Here is a 15862-nt window from a genome sequence, read left to right on the forward strand (position 1 = left end):
CGCCGCATGATCGAGATCCGCAAACAGAACAAAGCCTTCGGACTCGGCTCCTACACCGAACTCCCCTCCACCAACCCCGCCGTCCTCGCCTTCCTACGGGAGTACAAGGACGACCTGGTCCTGTGCGTGCACAACTTCTCCCGCTTCGCCCAGCCCACCGAACTCGACCTGCGCGAGTTCAACGGCCGCCACCCGGTCGAACTCATCGGCGGCGTCCGCTTCCCGGCCATCGGAGAACTCCCGTACCTGCTGACCCTCGCGGGCCACGGCTTCTACTGGTTCCGGTTGCGCCCCGCGGTCGGGCCCGGCACCGCGAAGCGATCGTGAACGCGCACCCCTCGACAGCCCGCCCGCCCCTGAAAGGACGTGCCGTCATGCCGAACACAGCTCTGAGGCGTCCGAGCGGCCTCGACACCGCGCCGCTGCTCCCCTCGCTGGCCGAACTGCTGCGGGCCTGGCTGCCCCGGCAGCGCTGGTTCGCCGGCAAGGGCAGGCCCGTGACGGATGTGACGCTGCTGTCGACGACCGAGCTGTACCCGGGGTGTCTGCATCTGCTGGTCCGCACCGAGCACCTCGGGCCGCCCGCCCACGGCACGGCCGGCGCGCCCGCGGCCGAGGACTGCTACCAACTGCTCCTCGGGGTCCGGGAGGTCCTGCCGCCGCGGCTGGCCCACGCCTTCATCGGCCGGGCGAGCGCCGGTCCGCTGGCCGGACTCACCGTGTACGACGCCTTCCACGACCCGAAGGCCGCGGGGCTGCTCCTGGAGCGGCTGCGCCGTTCGGGCACGGCGGGACCCCTGCGGTTCGAGGGCGACCCCCGGGTCACGGTGCCGTCCGGTCTCACCCCGCGCCTTCTCGACGCCGAGCAGTCCAACACCTCACTGGTCTACGGGGACGCGTTCATACTGAAGGTCTTCCGGCGCGTCCAGCCCGGCATCAACCCGGATCTGGAGGTGCCGCGCGCACTGGCCCGGCAGGGCTGCGACCGTGTGCCCGCGCCGGCCGCCTGGTTCCGGACCTCGGAGCCGCAGGAGGCGACCCTCGGCGTCCTCCAGCCCTATCTGCGCGACGCAGCCGACGGCTGGGCGCTGGCCCTCGAATCGCTCGGCTCGCGGCAGGACTTCGCGGGCGAGGCGTTCGAACTGGGCCGGGCCACCGCCGAGGTGCATCTGGCCCTGGCCACGGCCTTCCCCGTGGACGCGCCGAACCCGTACCGCAACAAGCGGCTCGCGGAGGCGATGCACGAACGGCTCGACGCCGCGGTGCGTTCCGTCCCCGAACTCCGCCCGCACGCCCCCGGGTTGAGGTCGGCCTTCGACGCGCTCGCCGTCCTGGACCCGACGGTGCGGCCCGCCCAGCGCATCCACGGCGACCTCCACCTCGGCCAGGTCCTGCGGGCCGGGCGGCGGTGGTCGGTGATCGACTTCGAGGGTGAACCGGCCTGCCCGATCAGCGAACGTCGGCGTGTCCAGTCGCCTGTACGCGATGTCGCGGGCATGCTGCGGTCCTTCGACTACGCGGCCCGGTCCCGGCAGCCGTGGCGTCCGGAGTGGGCGGAGCACTGCCGCGAAGCCTTCTGCGCGGGCTACGCCGCCGCGGCGGCCTGGGATCCACGCGAGGACCCCGAGCTGCTGCGCGCGTACGAGACGGACCGCGCCGTGTACGAGGTGCTCTACGAGGCACGGCACCGGCCCGACTGGCTGCCCGTGCCGATGGCGGCGGTCGGACGACTCGCCGACCGCCCGTGACCACGACGACCGATCACCCCCCACCCACGACCCACGACCGACCGCCGACCACCACCACCGAGCAACTGGCGCGACCGGTTCGCGTCGACACACCTCCGACCACCCCGCTCCGAGAGGCCCAGCCGTGACCCGCACCGCATCCACCCGCGTACGACGGGCCAAGCCCGCCGCCCCGTCCGCGCAGCACGCCGCGCCGGACCCGACGGACCGGGGGCGTCTGCTGTCCGGCGCCCATCACGATCCGCACGCGGTGCTCGGTGCCCATCCGGTACCGGGCGGGGTGGTGTTCCGGGCGCTGCGGCCGTACGCCCAGGGCGTGGCGGTCGTGGTGGACGGGCAGCGCAGCGCGCTGGAGGACCTGGGCGACGGGTTCTTCGGAGCCGTTCTGCCGCTCGCCGAGGTTCCCGTGTACACGCTGGTGGTGACGTACGACGGCACCGAGTTCGAGACCCAGGATCCGTACCGGTTCCTGCCCGCGCTCGGTGAGCTCGACCTGCATCTGATCGGCGAGGGCCGGCACGAGGAGCTGTGGCGGGCGCTGGGCGCCGAGCCGATGACCCACGAGGGAGTCGAGGGCACCCGGTTCACCGTGTGGGCCCCGAACGCTCAAGGGGTCCGGATCTGCGGGGACTTCTGCCACTGGGACGGCGCCGCCGGGTTCCCGATGCGCTCGCTCGGATCGTCCGGTGTGTGGGAGGTGTTCCTGCCCGGCATGGGTGAGGGGGCGCTCTACAAATTCGACATCACGCGCCCCGACGGATCCCGCACGTTGCGCGCGGACCCGATGGCCCGCCGTACCGAGGTGCCTCCGGCGACCTCGTCGGTCGTGACACGGTCGTCGTACACGTGGCAGGACGCGACGTGGATGAAGGAGCGGGCGAAGCGACGCCCGCTGCACGAGGCGCCGTTCTCCGTGTACGAGGTGCATCTGCCCTCCTGGCGGCCCGGACTGACCTATCGTCAGCTCGCGGATCAGCTCCCCGCCTACGTCACCGACCTCGGGTTCACCCACGTCCAGCTCATGCCGGTCGCCGAACACCCCTTCGGCGGCTCGTGGGGTTACCAGATCACCGGGTTCTACGCGCCCACGGCCCGTCTGGGCACCCCCGACGACTTCAAGCACCTCGTCGACGCCCTGCACCGCGCCGGGGTCGGTGTCCTCATGGACTGGGTCCCCGCGCACTTCCCGCGCGACGACTGGGCCCTCGCCCAGTTCGACGGCCGCCCCCTCTACGAACACGCCGATCCCCGGCGTGCCGACCACCCCGACTGGGGCACCCTGGAGTTCGACTACGGACGCCGCGAGGTCCGCAACTTCCTCGTCGCCAACGCCACCTACTGGTGCGAGGAGTTCCACATCGACGGCCTGCGCGTCGACGCCGTCGCCTCCATGCTCTACCTCGACTACTCCCGCGAAGAGGGCCAGTGGGCCCCCAACGAATTCGGCGGGCGGGACAATCCTGACGCGGTGGCGTTCCTCCAGGAGATGAACGCCACGGTCTACCGCCGCAATCCGGGCGTGGTCACGATCGCCGAGGAGTCCACCGCCTGGGACGGCGTCACCCGTCCGACCTCCGACGGAGGGCTCGGCTTCGGGCTCAAGTGGAACATGGGCTGGATGCACGACTCGCTGGAGTACATCCAGCACGAGCCGATCCACCGCAAGTACCACCACAACGAGATGACCTTCTCGATGGTGTACGCCTACAGCGAGAACTACGTCCTGCCGATCTCCCACGACGAGGTCGTGCACGGCAAGCAGTCACTCGTCTCCAAGATGCCCGGCGACTGGTGGCAGCAGCGCGCGAACCTCCGCGCCTACCTCGCCTTCATGTGGGCCCACCCCGGCAAGCAACTCCTCTTCATGGGGCAGGAGTTCGCCCAGGGAGGCGAGTGGAAGGAAGCCCACGGCCCCGACTGGTGGCTGCTCGACCCCGGCTACGGCGCCGAGGCCGACCACCGCGGGGTGCAGGACCTCGTGCGCGACCTCAACACCCTCTACCGCGGCGAACCGGCGCTGTGGGAGCGCGACACCGACCCCTCCGGCTTCACCTGGGTGGTGGGGGACGCCGCCGACGACAACGTCTTCGCGTTCCTGCGCCACGCGGCCGACGGCACCCCGCTCCTCGCCGTCTCGCACTTCTCCCCCGCCGTCCGCCACGGCTACCGCCTCGGCCTCCCCGAGGACATCCCCGCCTGGCGCGAGGTCCTCAACACCGACGACCTGCGCTACGGCGGCAGCGACATCACGCGGCCCGAGCCGGTGAAGGCCGAGGCGATCGGTATGCACGGCCGCCCGACCAGCATCGAGCTGACGCTGCCGCCGCTGGCGACGGTGTGGCTGCGGCCGGCCTGAGCCCGACCGCAGCCGTCGCCGGGAGGGCCCGCCTCAGGACGAGGCGGGCTTTCCCGCGGTGAACAGCCAGGTATGGAAGAGACCGGAGAGGTCCTTGCCGGACTCCTTCTCCGAGAGCTCGATGAACTGGGCCGTCGTGCCGTGCCCGCCGCGGTGGACGGCGGCCCAGGTGCGCAGGACGCGGAAGAACGTGGGATCGCCGACAGCCGTGCGCAGCTTGTGCAGGACCATGGCCCCGCGGGCGTAGACCGGGGTGTCGAAGATGTGCGCGCCGCTGCCGGGGTCACCGGGCGGGAACGCCCAGAGGTCCTTGCCCGCGGGGGTGGCGTACAGCGTGTCGAAGGCCTTCTGCGCGCTCTTGCCGCCGTGCTGCTCGGCGTACAGCCACTCCGCATAGGTGGCGAAGCCCTCGTTGAGCCAGATGTCCTTCCACCGGGTCAGGGTGACCGAGTCGCCGAACCACTGGTGGGCACTCTCGTGGACGAGGGTGTCCAGGTCGGGCGCTGAGTCGTACACGGGGCGGGTCTGGGTCTCCAGGGCGTAGCCGACCTGGGGCGCCCGGTCGACGATGGCGCCGGCCGCACGGAAGGGGTAGGGGCCGAAGAGCTTGCTCTCCCAGGCCAGGACGGACGGCAGCTTCTTGACGACCGGTGCGGCGGCGGTCGCCTCGCGGGGGTCGATCGCGTTGTAGATCTTCAGGCCGTCGCGGGTGGTGTACTGCTCGACCTTGAACGTGCCGACGGTCGCCGTGGCGAGGTAGGCCGCCATGGGCTCGGACTGGCGCCAGCGGAAGGTGGTCCGTCCGTTCGCGGTCCGCTGCCCGAGCAGCACGCCGTTGGCGACGGCCGTGCGCCCCTTCGGGACGGTCAGCGTGAAGTCGTACGACGCCTTGTCCGTCGGGTGGCTGTTGGCGGGGAACCAGGTCATCGCGCCCTGGGGCTCCCCGGCCACGAACGCCCCGTCGTCCGTGGGGATCCAGCCGTCGAGGGAGCCGTCGGGGTCGGTGACCGGTTTCGGGGTGCCGGAGTAGGTGACGGTGACGCGGAACTCCTGGCCCTTGCGCAGGGCCGCGCGCGGGGTGACGACGAGTTCCTGGCCGTCGCGCCGGAAGGCGGCCTTGGCGTGGCCGACGGTGACGCCGGTGACCTTCAGCCCGCTGAGGTCGAGGTCGAAGCGGGTCAGCCGCTGGGTCGCCCTGGCGGTGATGACGGCCTTGCCGTCGAGATGGCGGCTGTGGGGGTCGTAGCCGAGGGTCAGGTCGTAGTGGCTGACGTCGTAGCCGCCGTTGCCCGCGAGAGGGAAGTACGGGTCTCCCGCGCCCGCGGCTCCCACAGTCCCGGCCGCCGTGGCGGGGCCCGCCGCGGTGAGCAGCGCGGCGAGCGCGACGGGGACGGCCGCCACAACGGCCTCTCGGCGAAGGACGGTTGTGCGTCGGGCGGCCTCGCGCGGGCGTGGTGTCACGTTCACTCCTCCGGTTCGACGGTGATCACTCGCCCACACCTTATGAGTCCCCCGCGGTCCCGGCCCCCACGATCGGGTCAAGTCGCGTTCACGCTCGTCGGGCCCTCGGTCTTCACACCCAGGGCGGCGGACCGTCCGGGACGAGCTGGTGCACGTCGAAGAGGACGGCGGACTCGACGCCGAGCGCCGCTCCGCCCATGCCGGCCATCCAGGTCAGGAACGGCCGGGGTTCGAAGGCGCCCTCGCCCAGGCCCTTGGTGTATTCGGCGTGTGCCTCCAGGGAGGCGATGCCGCGTTCGAGGGGTTCGCCGGTGACGTCCACGCCGTGGGTGGGGACTTCCGCTCCGGCGAAGCACACCATCCGGATGCCGTCCCAGGGTTCGAGGCCCTCGTCGGCGAGTTCGGGGAAGATCCAGCGGTTTCCCGCGTCGCGTGCCGCGTCGAGGGCGGCCAGGCCCACCACGCGGTGGTCCGCCTGGTTGGTGATGCCGCCGATCATCCGTACGGTGAACGCGCCGGACACCACGATCTCGGGCCGGTGCCGGCGCATCGCGCGGACGATCTCCCGGCGCAGTCCGGTCCCGTACTCGACGACGCCGTCGCGATGATCGAGGAACTCGACGGTCTCGACGCCGACCTGCCGTGCCCCGGCCCGCTCCTCGGCCTCGCGCAGGGGTGCCGCCCGGTCCGGGTGCAGGCCGTCGATGCCGGCTTCTCCCCTGGTCGCCAGCAGATAGCTCACCCGCTTGCCCTGCGCGGTCCAGCGGGCGACGGCGCAGGCCGTGCCGTACTCGATGTCGTCCGGGTGGGCGGCCACGGCGAGACACCGCTCCCAGTTCTCCGGCAGCGCGGGCAGGCCCGGACCGTCCCCGAAGCCTGCTTTGTCCTGTGTGGGATCCATGTCCGGCATGATGGCGCGCGGCGGGCCGGGACCGACAGAGGCGCGCTCTCCGTGTTCGAGCGCCGGACACCCGCGCCCCCGTGTGCCCCCGCGGGACCAGGAGCGCGGACCTCGCGGCGGGACGGCCGGCCGAACAGCGGGGCGCCGTGGTGGAGTCTGTCCATACGTGCCGGGATCCGGCGCCCGGCCGCGTAGGCTCCCCCGCGCGGACGCGGCGGACCGACGGCGCGTCAGGCCCGTACAGCGCGAAGGAGATGCCGTGACCACCACCTCGCCCACCTGGAACCGTGCCCCCGTCAGGGTGGGGCTCGTCGGCGCGGGGCCCTGGGCGCGGGCCGTGCACGCCCGGGTGCTCGCCGCCGGGCCCGAGACGGTGCTGACGTCGGTGTGGGCACGCCGGGCGGAGGCCGCGCACGAGGCGGCGGCCCCGTACGGCGCGACGGTGGCCGGGACGTTCGAGGAACTGCTCGACGGCTGCGAGGCGGTGGCCTTCTCGGTTCCGCCCGCGGTGCAGGCCGGCCTCGCGGTGCGCGCCGCCGAGGCGGGAAAGGCCCTGCTTCTGGAGAAGCCGCTCGCACTCGACCTGGCGGCGGCGCGGCGGCTCGTGGACGCGATCGACGCCTCGGGTGTGGTGTCGCAGCTCGTCCTGACGAACCGTTACCACCCGGCCGTCCGGCGGTTCCTCGCCGAGGCGCGGGCCCTGGACGTCTCGGGCGCGCGCTCCTGCGGCGTCAGCGGCGCCTTCCTCGGTGGCGACTTCGCGACCCCGTGGCGTCTGGAACACGGGGCGCTGCTGGACCTCGGACCGCATCTGCTCGATCTGCTGGACGCGGCGCTGGGGCCGATCGTCCGGGTGCGCGGCGCCGGGGACCCGCGCCGCTGGCTCGAACTCACCTGTGAGCACGAGGGCGGCGCGGTGAGCCAGGCCTCGCTGTCGGGCTCGGTCGAGGTCGAGCGCGGGATCACCCGCGTCGAGCTGTTCGGCAGGCACCCCGAACTGGTCCTCGACGCCGGAGCCCTCGACCACGAGGAGTCCTGGCCCGTCCTGCGCCGCGCGTTCGCCACCGCGGTCCGCACGGGCCGGCCGGACGAGCTCGACGCCCACCGCGGCCTGTACCTCCAGACCCTGATCGCCCAGGCGCTGGACGGCTGAGGCGACGCGCCCCCGGCCACCGACCGGCCGCGGCGCGGCGCGGCCGTTCAGGCGAAACGTGCGGCGGGGAAGCGTGGTGCGGGGGGCGCCGTGTCGACACGTGAGGTGTGAACCTTTCGTTGATCGCGCCCATGCTCGCGACCCCCGGAACCCTGCCGGCCGCCGGCCAGGACCTGCGGTGGGCGTACGAGACGAAGCAGGACGGTCAGCGTGCCGTGGTCTATCTGCACGGGGACGGCGGGGTGACGCTGCGGGCCCGCTCCGGTGAGGACATCACCGCCGCCTATCCGGAACTGCGGGCGCTCGGCGGTGCGCTCGGCACGACCGCCGCGGTCCTGGACGGTGAGGTGCTGGTCCTGGACGAGCAGGGCCGGGGCGACTTCCAGCTGCTCCAGTCGCGGATGGGCCTCGCCCGGTCACCGGACAGGGCGGCCCGGCGCGCCGAGCGGGCACCGGCCCATCTCGTCCTGTTCGACGTCATGCACCTGGGCGGCGACCTCACCGGGCAGCGCTACGCGCGACGCCGGCAGACGCTGGAGAGCCTCGCCCTGGAGGGCCCGTTCTGGTCGACACCGACGGCACTCGTGGGGCACGGGGAGGAGGCGTTGCGGGCGACACGGGCGAGCGGCCTCGAAGGCCTGGTCTGCAAACGTCTCGACTCGGTGTACGAACCCGGTGTGCGCTCACGCTCCTGGATCAAGATCCGCAACCTGAGGACCGCGGACGTCCTGGTGGGCGGCTGGGTGCCCGGGAAAGGGCGTCTGTCGGGGCTGCCCGGCGCCGTGCTGGTCGGCCAGCGCGACGCGGGGAGGCTGCGCTACGTCGGAAGCGTGGGCACCGGCTGGAGCGCGTCCGAACGCGCCGGACTCGCCCGGCTGCTGCGGGCCGCCGGGACGGAGCGCTGCCCGTTCGACAGCCTTCCGCGGGCCGCCGAGGCGCGCTGGGTGCTGCCCCGGCTGGTCGGTGAGGTCCGCTACAGCACCCGTACCCGCGCCGGACTGCTGCGTCAGCCGTCGTGGCTGCGGCTGCGTCCCGACCTGGCGCCCGAGGACTCGGCGGCCGACCTCCCGTAGCCAGGAAGGCGGGTACGGGTACGTGAAGGGGCCGGCCGCTCCCGGCGGTCGGCCCCTTCACGGCCCGGTCAGGTCCTGCCCGGCCCGCCGCTGCCGAAGGACCCGCTGGATCCTGGTTGCCACCGCTTGCGGTGCTGGTCGTCGGCGTGTTTGGTCCCCGCGGAGTGCATGTTGTACGGCATCAGCCGTTCGCTCTCGTCCGCGGCGTGCGGGACCTCGTCCGGTTCCCGCATCTCGCGCTCCTCGTGCACCGCCCCGGTCTCGGGCAGCCGGGGCTGCTCCTCGGCGGTGGGCGGGCGCGATTCCAGGTTCCGTACCCGGATGCCCATCCGGACGGCCCAGACGAGGGCGCCCGCAATGATGAGGCCGCCGATGAAGGCGGCGCCCGCGTTCAGCGATGAACTCGCTGCGATCAGATCTTGGCTCGCGGTGTACATGGTGGTCGCGTACCCCCAATACCAGGGGAGATTTGCGTACTGGCCCGTCAACGACGGCCATTCCATTGTATTCCGGATTAATCCGGACGCTACGCCGCGAACCGGGACCCGCTCACTCCGGACGGTGTGCCACGGCCCCGAACATCGTCACGGACATGTGCAGACCGCCCTGGCGTGCGGCCTCGGTGAGCTCCTCGTACAGGCGGTCGCGCTGCGACTCCCCGATGAGCCCACGGCTCAGCGCCGAGTCGCCCAGCATGCGGATCAGCGGCCAGGCGACCGACTTGTGGTCCTGGAGCAGGGCCTGCGAGCCGCGGTCGTCGATCACCAGACCGGCGGCGGTCAGCCGTCCCACCAGCTTGCGTCCGGAGTACGGGTCGGCGGCCGCGGACAGCGCGCCGGTGGTGAGCGCGGCGATCGTCTCCGGGTCACCGGGGTGCAGGATCGTGGTCGCCCAGTCGGTGTCCAGCAGGGCGACCCTGCCGCCGGGGCGCAGCACGCGCGCTATCTCGAAGACCGCCTTCTCGGGCTCCACGAGGTGCTGGAGCACCCGCTCGCACCACACGACGTCGACCGTGGCGTCGGGCAGCGGCAGGGCGAGCGCGTCGGCGTCGGCGAAGCGCGCGGCGCTGCGCTCCTCGGTGCCCCGCTGTTCGGCCACGGCCCGCAGTCCGGGGTTGGGTTCGATGCCGAGCACCCTGCCGCGGGGACCCACGGCGGCGGCGAGCCGCCTGGTCTGCGATCCGGTGCCCGCGCCGATGTCGAGCGCCCGCTCGCCGGGTCGTACGGCCAGTGCCGCGTGCGCCCAGGAACGCAGGCGCTGCACACCGTCGTTGACATCCTGGGCATCCAGGGCACCCACCAGACGGGAGGTGCTGTCCGCGCTCATGTTCTGCGCGTGGAAGGCCGACGTGGGCCGCGTGTCCACCATGGCGGTCACTCTAGAACCACCATGGTCGTTTTTCTCATTCAGATTGTGTAACGCCTCAAGGCCGGTGTGACAAAAGCGAGCACAAGCACCGCCACGATCACCAGCAGGCCTCCGCCGGCGACCGCCGCGGGTGCCCCGAAGGCCGAACCGGCCGTTCCGTGCAGGACGTCGGCGACGCGCGGGCCGCCCACGACGACGACGGTGAAGACGCCCTGGAGCCGTCCGCGCATCTCGTCGGTGGCGGCGGACAGCAGGATCGCGCCGCGGAAGACCATGGAGACCATGTCGGCGATCCCGGCGACGGCGAGGAAGGCCACGGCGAGCCACAGGCTGCCGCTGAGCCCGAACCCGGCGATGGCCGCGCCCCAGGCCGCGACGGAGACGATGACCATCAGTCCGTGCCGGCGGGCGCGGGAGAAGGTGCCCGACATCAGTCCGCCCACGACCGCGCCGATGGGGATCGCCGCGAACAGCAGTCCGAGCGCGAGCCCTTCTCCGTAGGAGCCGTACGTCTCGGCGGCGAGCTGCGGGAAGAGGGCGCGCGGCATGCCGAACACCATGGCGATGATGTCCGCGAGGAAGGAGAGCAGCAGCACCTTGTGCAGGGCGATGTAACGGAAACCGGCCACCACTTCCCGCAGGCCCGCGCGCTGGGAGGCGGTGCCGCCGAGGGGCGGCAGCGCGGGGAGCCGTGCGACGGCCCACAGGGTGACGCACAGAGCGACGGCGTCGATCATGTAGAGCTCGGGCAGCCCGATGAGGGGGATGAGCGCGCCGGCGAGCATGGGTCCGGCCACCGAGCCGGTCTGCATCACGGTCGCCCCGAGCGCGTTGGCGGCGGGCAGTTCGTCGGCGGGCACGAGCCGGGCGATGGAGGCGCTGCGGGCCGGGGAGTTGAGTCCGAAGAACGCCTGCTGGAGGGCGAGAAGGACCATCAGGACGAGCACCGAGTCCAGTCCGGAGACGGCCTGGACCCAGAAGAGCAGCGAGGTGACGGCTATGCCGGCGTTGGTGACGAGGAGCAGCTTGCGGCGGTCCACGCTGTCGGCGATCGCACCGCCCCACAGGGCGAAGACCACCAGGGGCAGCAGGCCGGCGAGGCTCGCGTAGCCGACCCAGGCGGAGGAGCCGGTGATGTCGTAGATCTGCTTGGGCACGGCGACGGCGGTGAGCTGGCTGCCCACGGACGTGACGGCGGTCGACGTCCACAGCCGGCGGTAGGCGGGGCGGCGCAGCGGCCTGGTGTCCATGGCCCAACGACGCCATCCCGAGCGCTGCGATGGCTCGGCCTCCGTGCTGTCGTCGGGCGTCGCGGCGCCGCTGTCCGTGCTGCTCTGGCTCGTGTCCACGCTCATCCTGGTTGCTCGATACATCTTTCGATCCGGGGATCACTATGACCGAGCGTGGACGGCTCGTGTCCCCCGGGGGACCGGATTGGTGCACGGGCCCGCGGGGCGCGTACGGCGCTCAGGCGCCGGCGATCAGGGTGGCACCCATCGCGATCATCGTCGTGGCGACCAGTCCGTCCAGCACGCGCCAGGCCGCGGGCCGGGCCAGGAGGCGGCCGAGGAGCCGGGCGCCGAACCCGAGGGCCGCGAACCAGCAGAGGCTGGCGAGCGCCGCGCCCAGGCCGAACGTCCAGCGCAGGGACCCGCGGTCGGCGGCCAGCGAACCGAGCAGGAAGACGGTGTCGAGGTAGACGTGCGGGTTGAGCCAGGTCAGGGCGAGGCAGGTGAGGACGGCCCGGCGCACGGAACCCGGGGATCCGGTCGCCGCCCGCAGGGCCGAGGGCCTGAGCACCCGCCGGGCGGCGAGGGCGCCGTAGACGACGAGGAATCCGCCGCCGACCAGTGCGACCGCGGTGAGGGCGGCGGGCCAGGCCACGACGACCGCGCCGACCCCGCCGACCCCGAGCGCGATGAGCAACGCGTCGGACAGGGCGCAGATGCCCACCACGGCGATGACCGCGTCCCGGCGGACACCCTGGCGCAGGACGAAGGCGTTCTGTGCGCCGATGGCGACGATGAGGGAGAGGCCGGCGCCGAATCCGGCGGCCGCCGCGGTGAGAGCTGCTGTCATGCCTTCGACGCTAGAAAACGGATCGCCGGAAGTACAGCTAAAGATTCTTACGTATCATTAGCACTCGTGATGGCGGAACTCCCCCTCGACCAGGTGCGCACCCTGCTCGCGGTGGTCGACGAGGGCACCTTCGACGCGGCGGCGACGGCCCTGCACGTGACGCCCTCGGCGGTGAGCCAGCGGGTCAAGTCGCTCGAACAGCGCACCGGCAGGGTCCTGCTGACACGGACGAAACCGGTGCGCCCGACCGAGTCCGGGGAGATCGTGGTGCGTTTCGCGCGCCGCCTCGCCCGTCTGGAGCGCGACGCGCACGCCGAGCTCGGCATGTCCGGAACCGGTGAGCCCACCCGGCTGCCGATCGCGGTGAACGCCGACTCGCTGGCGACCTGGTTCCTGCCCGCGCTCGCCCGCGTGCCCGGCGGACTCCGGCTCTGCTTCGAACTGCGCCGCGGGGACGAGGACCACACCGCCGCGCTGCTGCGCGAGGGCTCGGTCATGGCGGCGGTCACCTCCTCGCCCGACCCGGTGGCCGGCTGCTCGGTGCGCGCCCTCGGGCGGATGCGCTATCTGCCCGTCGCGAGCCCCGGCTGCGCCCGCCAGTGGCTCGGCACCGCCACCGGCGCGCCCCTGCGCGAGCTGATCGGCTCCGCCCCGGTGGTGGCCTTCGACCGCGACGACGACTTCCAGGACGACTTCGTCCGCTCTCTCACGGGCGGTCCCGGAGCGAGCGCGCTGCGCCATCTCGTCCCCACGTCGGAAGGCTTCGTCGACGCCGTCGTGGCCGGAATGGGCTGGGGCATGGTGCCCGAGGTCCAGGCGGAACCCCTCCTGCGCGCCGGCGGGCTGGTCCGTATCTCCCCGGAGCCCGGCGTCGACGTCCCGCTGTTCTGGCAGCAGTGGAAGCTCGACTTCCCGGCCCTGGCCACGGTGGCCGAGGCGGTGGCGGCCGTCGCCGCCGAGCGGCTGCGGCCCTCACCGACCGCCTGAATCAAGGGCTTCCGGACGGCTCCCCGAACGCGTCCGAGCCGGTAAGGTCGCGCTCGGCGGATCCGGATGCGGCCGGAGGAAACGGCCTCACCTCCTGGTGCCGCGGAGGACGCCGAGGTGCGGTGAGCGACCCGAGAGGCGCATTCTTGCTGTGTTGACCCCCCTGGCGGCGGGCGGACGAGGGCAGATCGATGACAGGGAGCGCCGAGCGTGAGGGCCAGGCGCTGGACAGCCTGACCTCCCTGCTCAGTGACGCGGTGACGGACGCGATCCGGGCCGCCCGCGGCTTCGCGGGAGGCGTCTATCTGCGCTCCGGCACGCCCGGACTGCTGCGCATGGCCGTCCTCGCGGGGCTGCCCGGCCCCCTGTTCCGGCCCTGGTCGCGCATGCACGTGGACCGGCCCTTCCCCGTCGCGGACGCCCATCGGCTCGGTGTCGAGGTACTGCTCGCCGATCCGACGGAGACGATGCGCCGCTATCCGCAGCTCGCGGCGGGGCTGCCGTTCCAGTTCGGTTCCCTCTACGTACCGGTGGTGGGCGACTCCACCTCGTACGGCGTCCTGACGGTGCTGCGCCCGCCCGCCTCGGACGCCACCGAGGTCCTGCCGGACCGCGACCGGATGACGGCGGTCGCGGCGGAGCTCGGAGCCGCCCTGGCGCGGCTCGACAAGAACGGGTCCCCGGTCCTGTGGGACGGCGACCCCCTCGGGACCCGGCCGCCGGTCGACGGCCGGTCCAGCCGGTCCGTCGGAGGTTTCACCTGGGATCCGGGCGACGGCGCGCTGATCGCGGACGACGCCCTGTGGGCGCTGCTCGGAATCCCCCAGGAGGATTTCGCGGGGACGCCCGAGGCCTTCGCGGACGCGCTGGCCCACGACGAACCCCGGCTGCTCCTGGCGGCCCTGCGCGAGACCGCCGCCGGCCGGCCCCCGCCCCATCCCCTGCCCGTACGCACCGGCAGCGGTGGACTGCGGCTCCTCGAACTGTGGACCGCGGGAGAGGCGGACACCCCGCCGTTCCGGGTCAGCGGTGCCCTCGTCGACCCGGGACCGGGACCGGCGGCGGACGGGGCGGCCGATCAGCTCCCCGAGGGTGTCTTCGCGATCGACCGCATCGGGCTGATCACCTACGCGAATCCTCGGGCCGCCGACCTGCTCGGCCGCCCGCGCTCCGAACTGCTCGGCCGGATGCTGTGGGACGTGGCGCCCTGGATGGACCACCCCGCCTACGAGGACCATCTGCGCAGCGCGCTGCTCTCGGCGGACCCGGTGCACTTCCGGGCCCGCAGTCCGCTGGGCAACGGCACCGCGACCACTCCCGAGCAGCTGACGGGCACCTGGCTCAGCTTCTCCGTCTATCCCGGACCCCGCGGTGTGACCTGCACGATCACCCCCCTGGGGCGGGCCTCGGACGCCACCGGGAACCCGGCGTTCGACGTGGAGGCGACGCGGGCCGTACGGGCCGGGGCCGAGGAACCCGACACGGCGATCTCGGGCACGGCACCGCAGTACCGACCCATCGTCCTCGCGATCGCGCTGACCGAGGCGGTGACCGCGCGGCAGGTGTCCGAGGTGGTGATGCGCGAGCTGCTGCCCGCCTTCGGCAGCCGCCGTCTGGCCATCTACCTCCTCCAGGACCGCCGGCTGTATCTCGCCTGGGAGACCGGCTTCCCGCAGGGGTTCCTCGCCCCCTTCGACGGAGTCGGCCTGGACGCCAAACTGCCCGGGGTCGAGACGCTCACCAGCGGACGGGCGCTCTTCTTCGAATCGATGGAACAGCTGGCCGCCGCCTATCCGGGCGTCGCCCTCGACGCCACCGTGGGGGCCCGTGCCTTCCTTCCGCTGATCGCCTCCGGGCGCCCGGTCGGCTCGTGCATCCTCGGATTCGACCGGCCCCGGACCTTCACCACCGAGGAGCGTACGGTCCTCACCGCGCTCGCCGGACTCATCGCGCAGTCCCTGGAGCGGGCCCGGCGCTACGACAACGAGGCGGCGCTCGCCCGGGGACTCCAGGAGGCCCTGCTGCCGCACCGGCTGTCGGCGCACCCCCTCGTCGAGACGGCGGGCCGCTATCTCCCGGGCACGGTCGGCATGGACGTCGGCGGTGACTGGTACGACGTCGTCGAGGCCGGCGACGGACTCGCGCTCGTCATCGGGGACGTCCAGGGCCACGGCGTCCAGGCCGCCGCCACCATGGGCCAACTCCGCAGCGCGGTCAGGGCGTTCGCCCTCGGGGACCATTCCCCCGACGAGGTGATGAGCGGCACCAACCGGCTCCTGATCGACCTCGACCCGGGCCAGTTCGCGAGCTGCTGCTATGTCCGGGTCGACCCGTTGACCGGCGTCGCGCAGGCCGCGCGGGCCGGGCACCCGCAGCCACTGCTGCGCCATCCCGACGGCCGCACCGAGGTTCTGGACCTGCCCGGCGGTGTGGTGCTCGGCGTGGACCCGCACGCCGACTACCCCGTGACGGACCTGGTGCTGGAGCCCGGCGCCGTGCTGGCCCTGTACACGGACGGGTTGGTCGAGCGGCCCGGCACGGACATCGACGAGGGGGTCGAGGCCCTTCGCGCGACGCTGGCCGCGGCGGGCCCCCCGCGGCACCTCACCGCGGGCGGTCCTTCCCTGTCCCGCGCCGCCGACCTGCTCACCGCGGAGGCCCGCAAGGCCAACGAGCGCCCCGACGACATCGCGCTGCTGCTCACCACCCGCAGGCCGCCGCGCGGGGGGTGAGACG

13 protein-coding genes are annotated in these 15862 nt (G+C 72.9%); 7 read left to right on the forward strand and 6 right to left on the reverse strand.

Annotated elements, in window-relative coordinates:
• The 3 genes from ACZ4AA_RS07800 to glgB form a co-directional block, all read left to right on the forward strand.
• Window positions 1-327: alpha-glucosidase C-terminal domain-containing protein (locus ACZ4AA_RS07800; RefSeq protein WP_467597142.1), on the forward strand; the 327-nt coding region annotated here is incomplete at its 5' end.
• Window positions 328-374: 47 nt separating this feature from the next.
• On the forward strand, window positions 375-1748 hold the full coding sequence (locus ACZ4AA_RS07805) for a maltokinase N-terminal cap-like domain-containing protein (protein ID WP_467597145.1): 1374 nt from the start codon (window positions 375-377) through the stop codon (window positions 1746-1748).
• Between the two features lie 124 nt (window positions 1749-1872).
• Window positions 1873-4104, forward strand: a complete 2232-nt coding sequence (gene glgB, locus ACZ4AA_RS07810; RefSeq protein ID WP_467597148.1) for a 1,4-alpha-glucan branching enzyme — start codon at window positions 1873-1875, stop codon at window positions 4102-4104.
• A gap of 33 nt (window positions 4105-4137) precedes the next feature.
• Here glgB and ACZ4AA_RS07815 read toward each other — a convergent pair whose 3' ends face one another.
• Together ACZ4AA_RS07815 and ACZ4AA_RS07820 are read right to left on the reverse strand one after the other, a co-directional pair.
• Window positions 4138-5505: a M1 family metallopeptidase gene (locus tag ACZ4AA_RS07815; RefSeq protein WP_467597151.1), complete on the reverse strand. Its 1368-nt coding sequence runs from the start codon at window positions 5503-5505 to the stop codon at window positions 4138-4140.
• 172 nt (window positions 5506-5677) lie between these two features.
• Window positions 5678-6466 (reverse strand): PIG-L deacetylase family protein, encoded by a 789-nt coding sequence (locus ACZ4AA_RS07820; protein WP_467597153.1) that lies wholly within the window; start codon window positions 6464-6466, stop codon window positions 5678-5680.
• 259 nt (window positions 6467-6725) lie between these two features.
• On the opposite strand from ACZ4AA_RS07820, the gene ACZ4AA_RS07825 reads away from it, so the two are divergent.
• On the forward strand, window positions 6726-7619 hold the full coding sequence (locus ACZ4AA_RS07825) for a Gfo/Idh/MocA family protein (RefSeq protein WP_467597156.1): 894 nt from the start codon (window positions 6726-6728) through the stop codon (window positions 7617-7619).
• Window positions 7620-7750: 131 nt separating this feature from the next.
• Window positions 7751-8692, forward strand: coding sequence for an ATP-dependent DNA ligase (locus ACZ4AA_RS07830; protein ID WP_467597160.1), 942 nt, complete (start codon window positions 7751-7753; stop codon window positions 8690-8692).
• Window positions 8693-8760: 68 nt separating this feature from the next.
• Here the strand turns inward: ACZ4AA_RS07830 and ACZ4AA_RS07835 are convergent, their stop codons facing one another.
• The 4 genes from ACZ4AA_RS07835 to ACZ4AA_RS07850 all read right to left on the reverse strand — a co-directional run bounded on the left by ACZ4AA_RS07835 (window position 8761) and on the right by ACZ4AA_RS07850 (window position 12139).
• The gene (locus tag ACZ4AA_RS07835) at window positions 8761-9129 is read right to left on the reverse strand and encodes a DUF6479 family protein (protein WP_329297826.1); all 369 of its coding nucleotides are present in this window, start codon (window positions 9127-9129) and stop codon (window positions 8761-8763) included.
• 112 nt (window positions 9130-9241) lie between these two features.
• Window positions 9242-10060: a methyltransferase domain-containing protein gene (locus tag ACZ4AA_RS07840; protein WP_467597163.1), complete on the reverse strand. Its 819-nt coding sequence runs from the start codon at window positions 10058-10060 to the stop codon at window positions 9242-9244.
• Window positions 10061-10098: 38 nt separating this feature from the next.
• A complete protein-coding gene (locus ACZ4AA_RS07845) occupies window positions 10099-11433 on the reverse strand; it encodes an MFS transporter (RefSeq protein WP_467597165.1) in 1335 nt (444 codons plus the stop codon).
• 94 nt (window positions 11434-11527) lie between these two features.
• Window positions 11528-12139 (reverse strand): LysE/ArgO family amino acid transporter, encoded by a 612-nt coding sequence (locus ACZ4AA_RS07850; protein WP_467597168.1) that lies wholly within the window; start codon window positions 12137-12139, stop codon window positions 11528-11530.
• Between the two features lie 66 nt (window positions 12140-12205).
• On the opposite strand from ACZ4AA_RS07850, the gene ACZ4AA_RS07855 reads away from it, so the two are divergent.
• Together ACZ4AA_RS07855 and ACZ4AA_RS07860 are read left to right on the forward strand one after the other, a co-directional pair.
• Window positions 12206-13126: a LysR family transcriptional regulator ArgP gene (locus ACZ4AA_RS07855; RefSeq protein WP_467597172.1), complete on the forward strand. Its 921-nt coding sequence runs from the start codon at window positions 12206-12208 to the stop codon at window positions 13124-13126.
• 191 nt (window positions 13127-13317) lie between these two features.
• On the forward strand, window positions 13318-15858 hold the full coding sequence (locus tag ACZ4AA_RS07860) for a SpoIIE family protein phosphatase (RefSeq protein WP_467597176.1): 2541 nt from the start codon (window positions 13318-13320) through the stop codon (window positions 15856-15858).
• Window positions 15859-15862: the final 4 nt, after the last annotated feature.

The sequence above is a fragment of the Streptomyces sp. NPDC024698 genome, assembly GCF_055559015.1.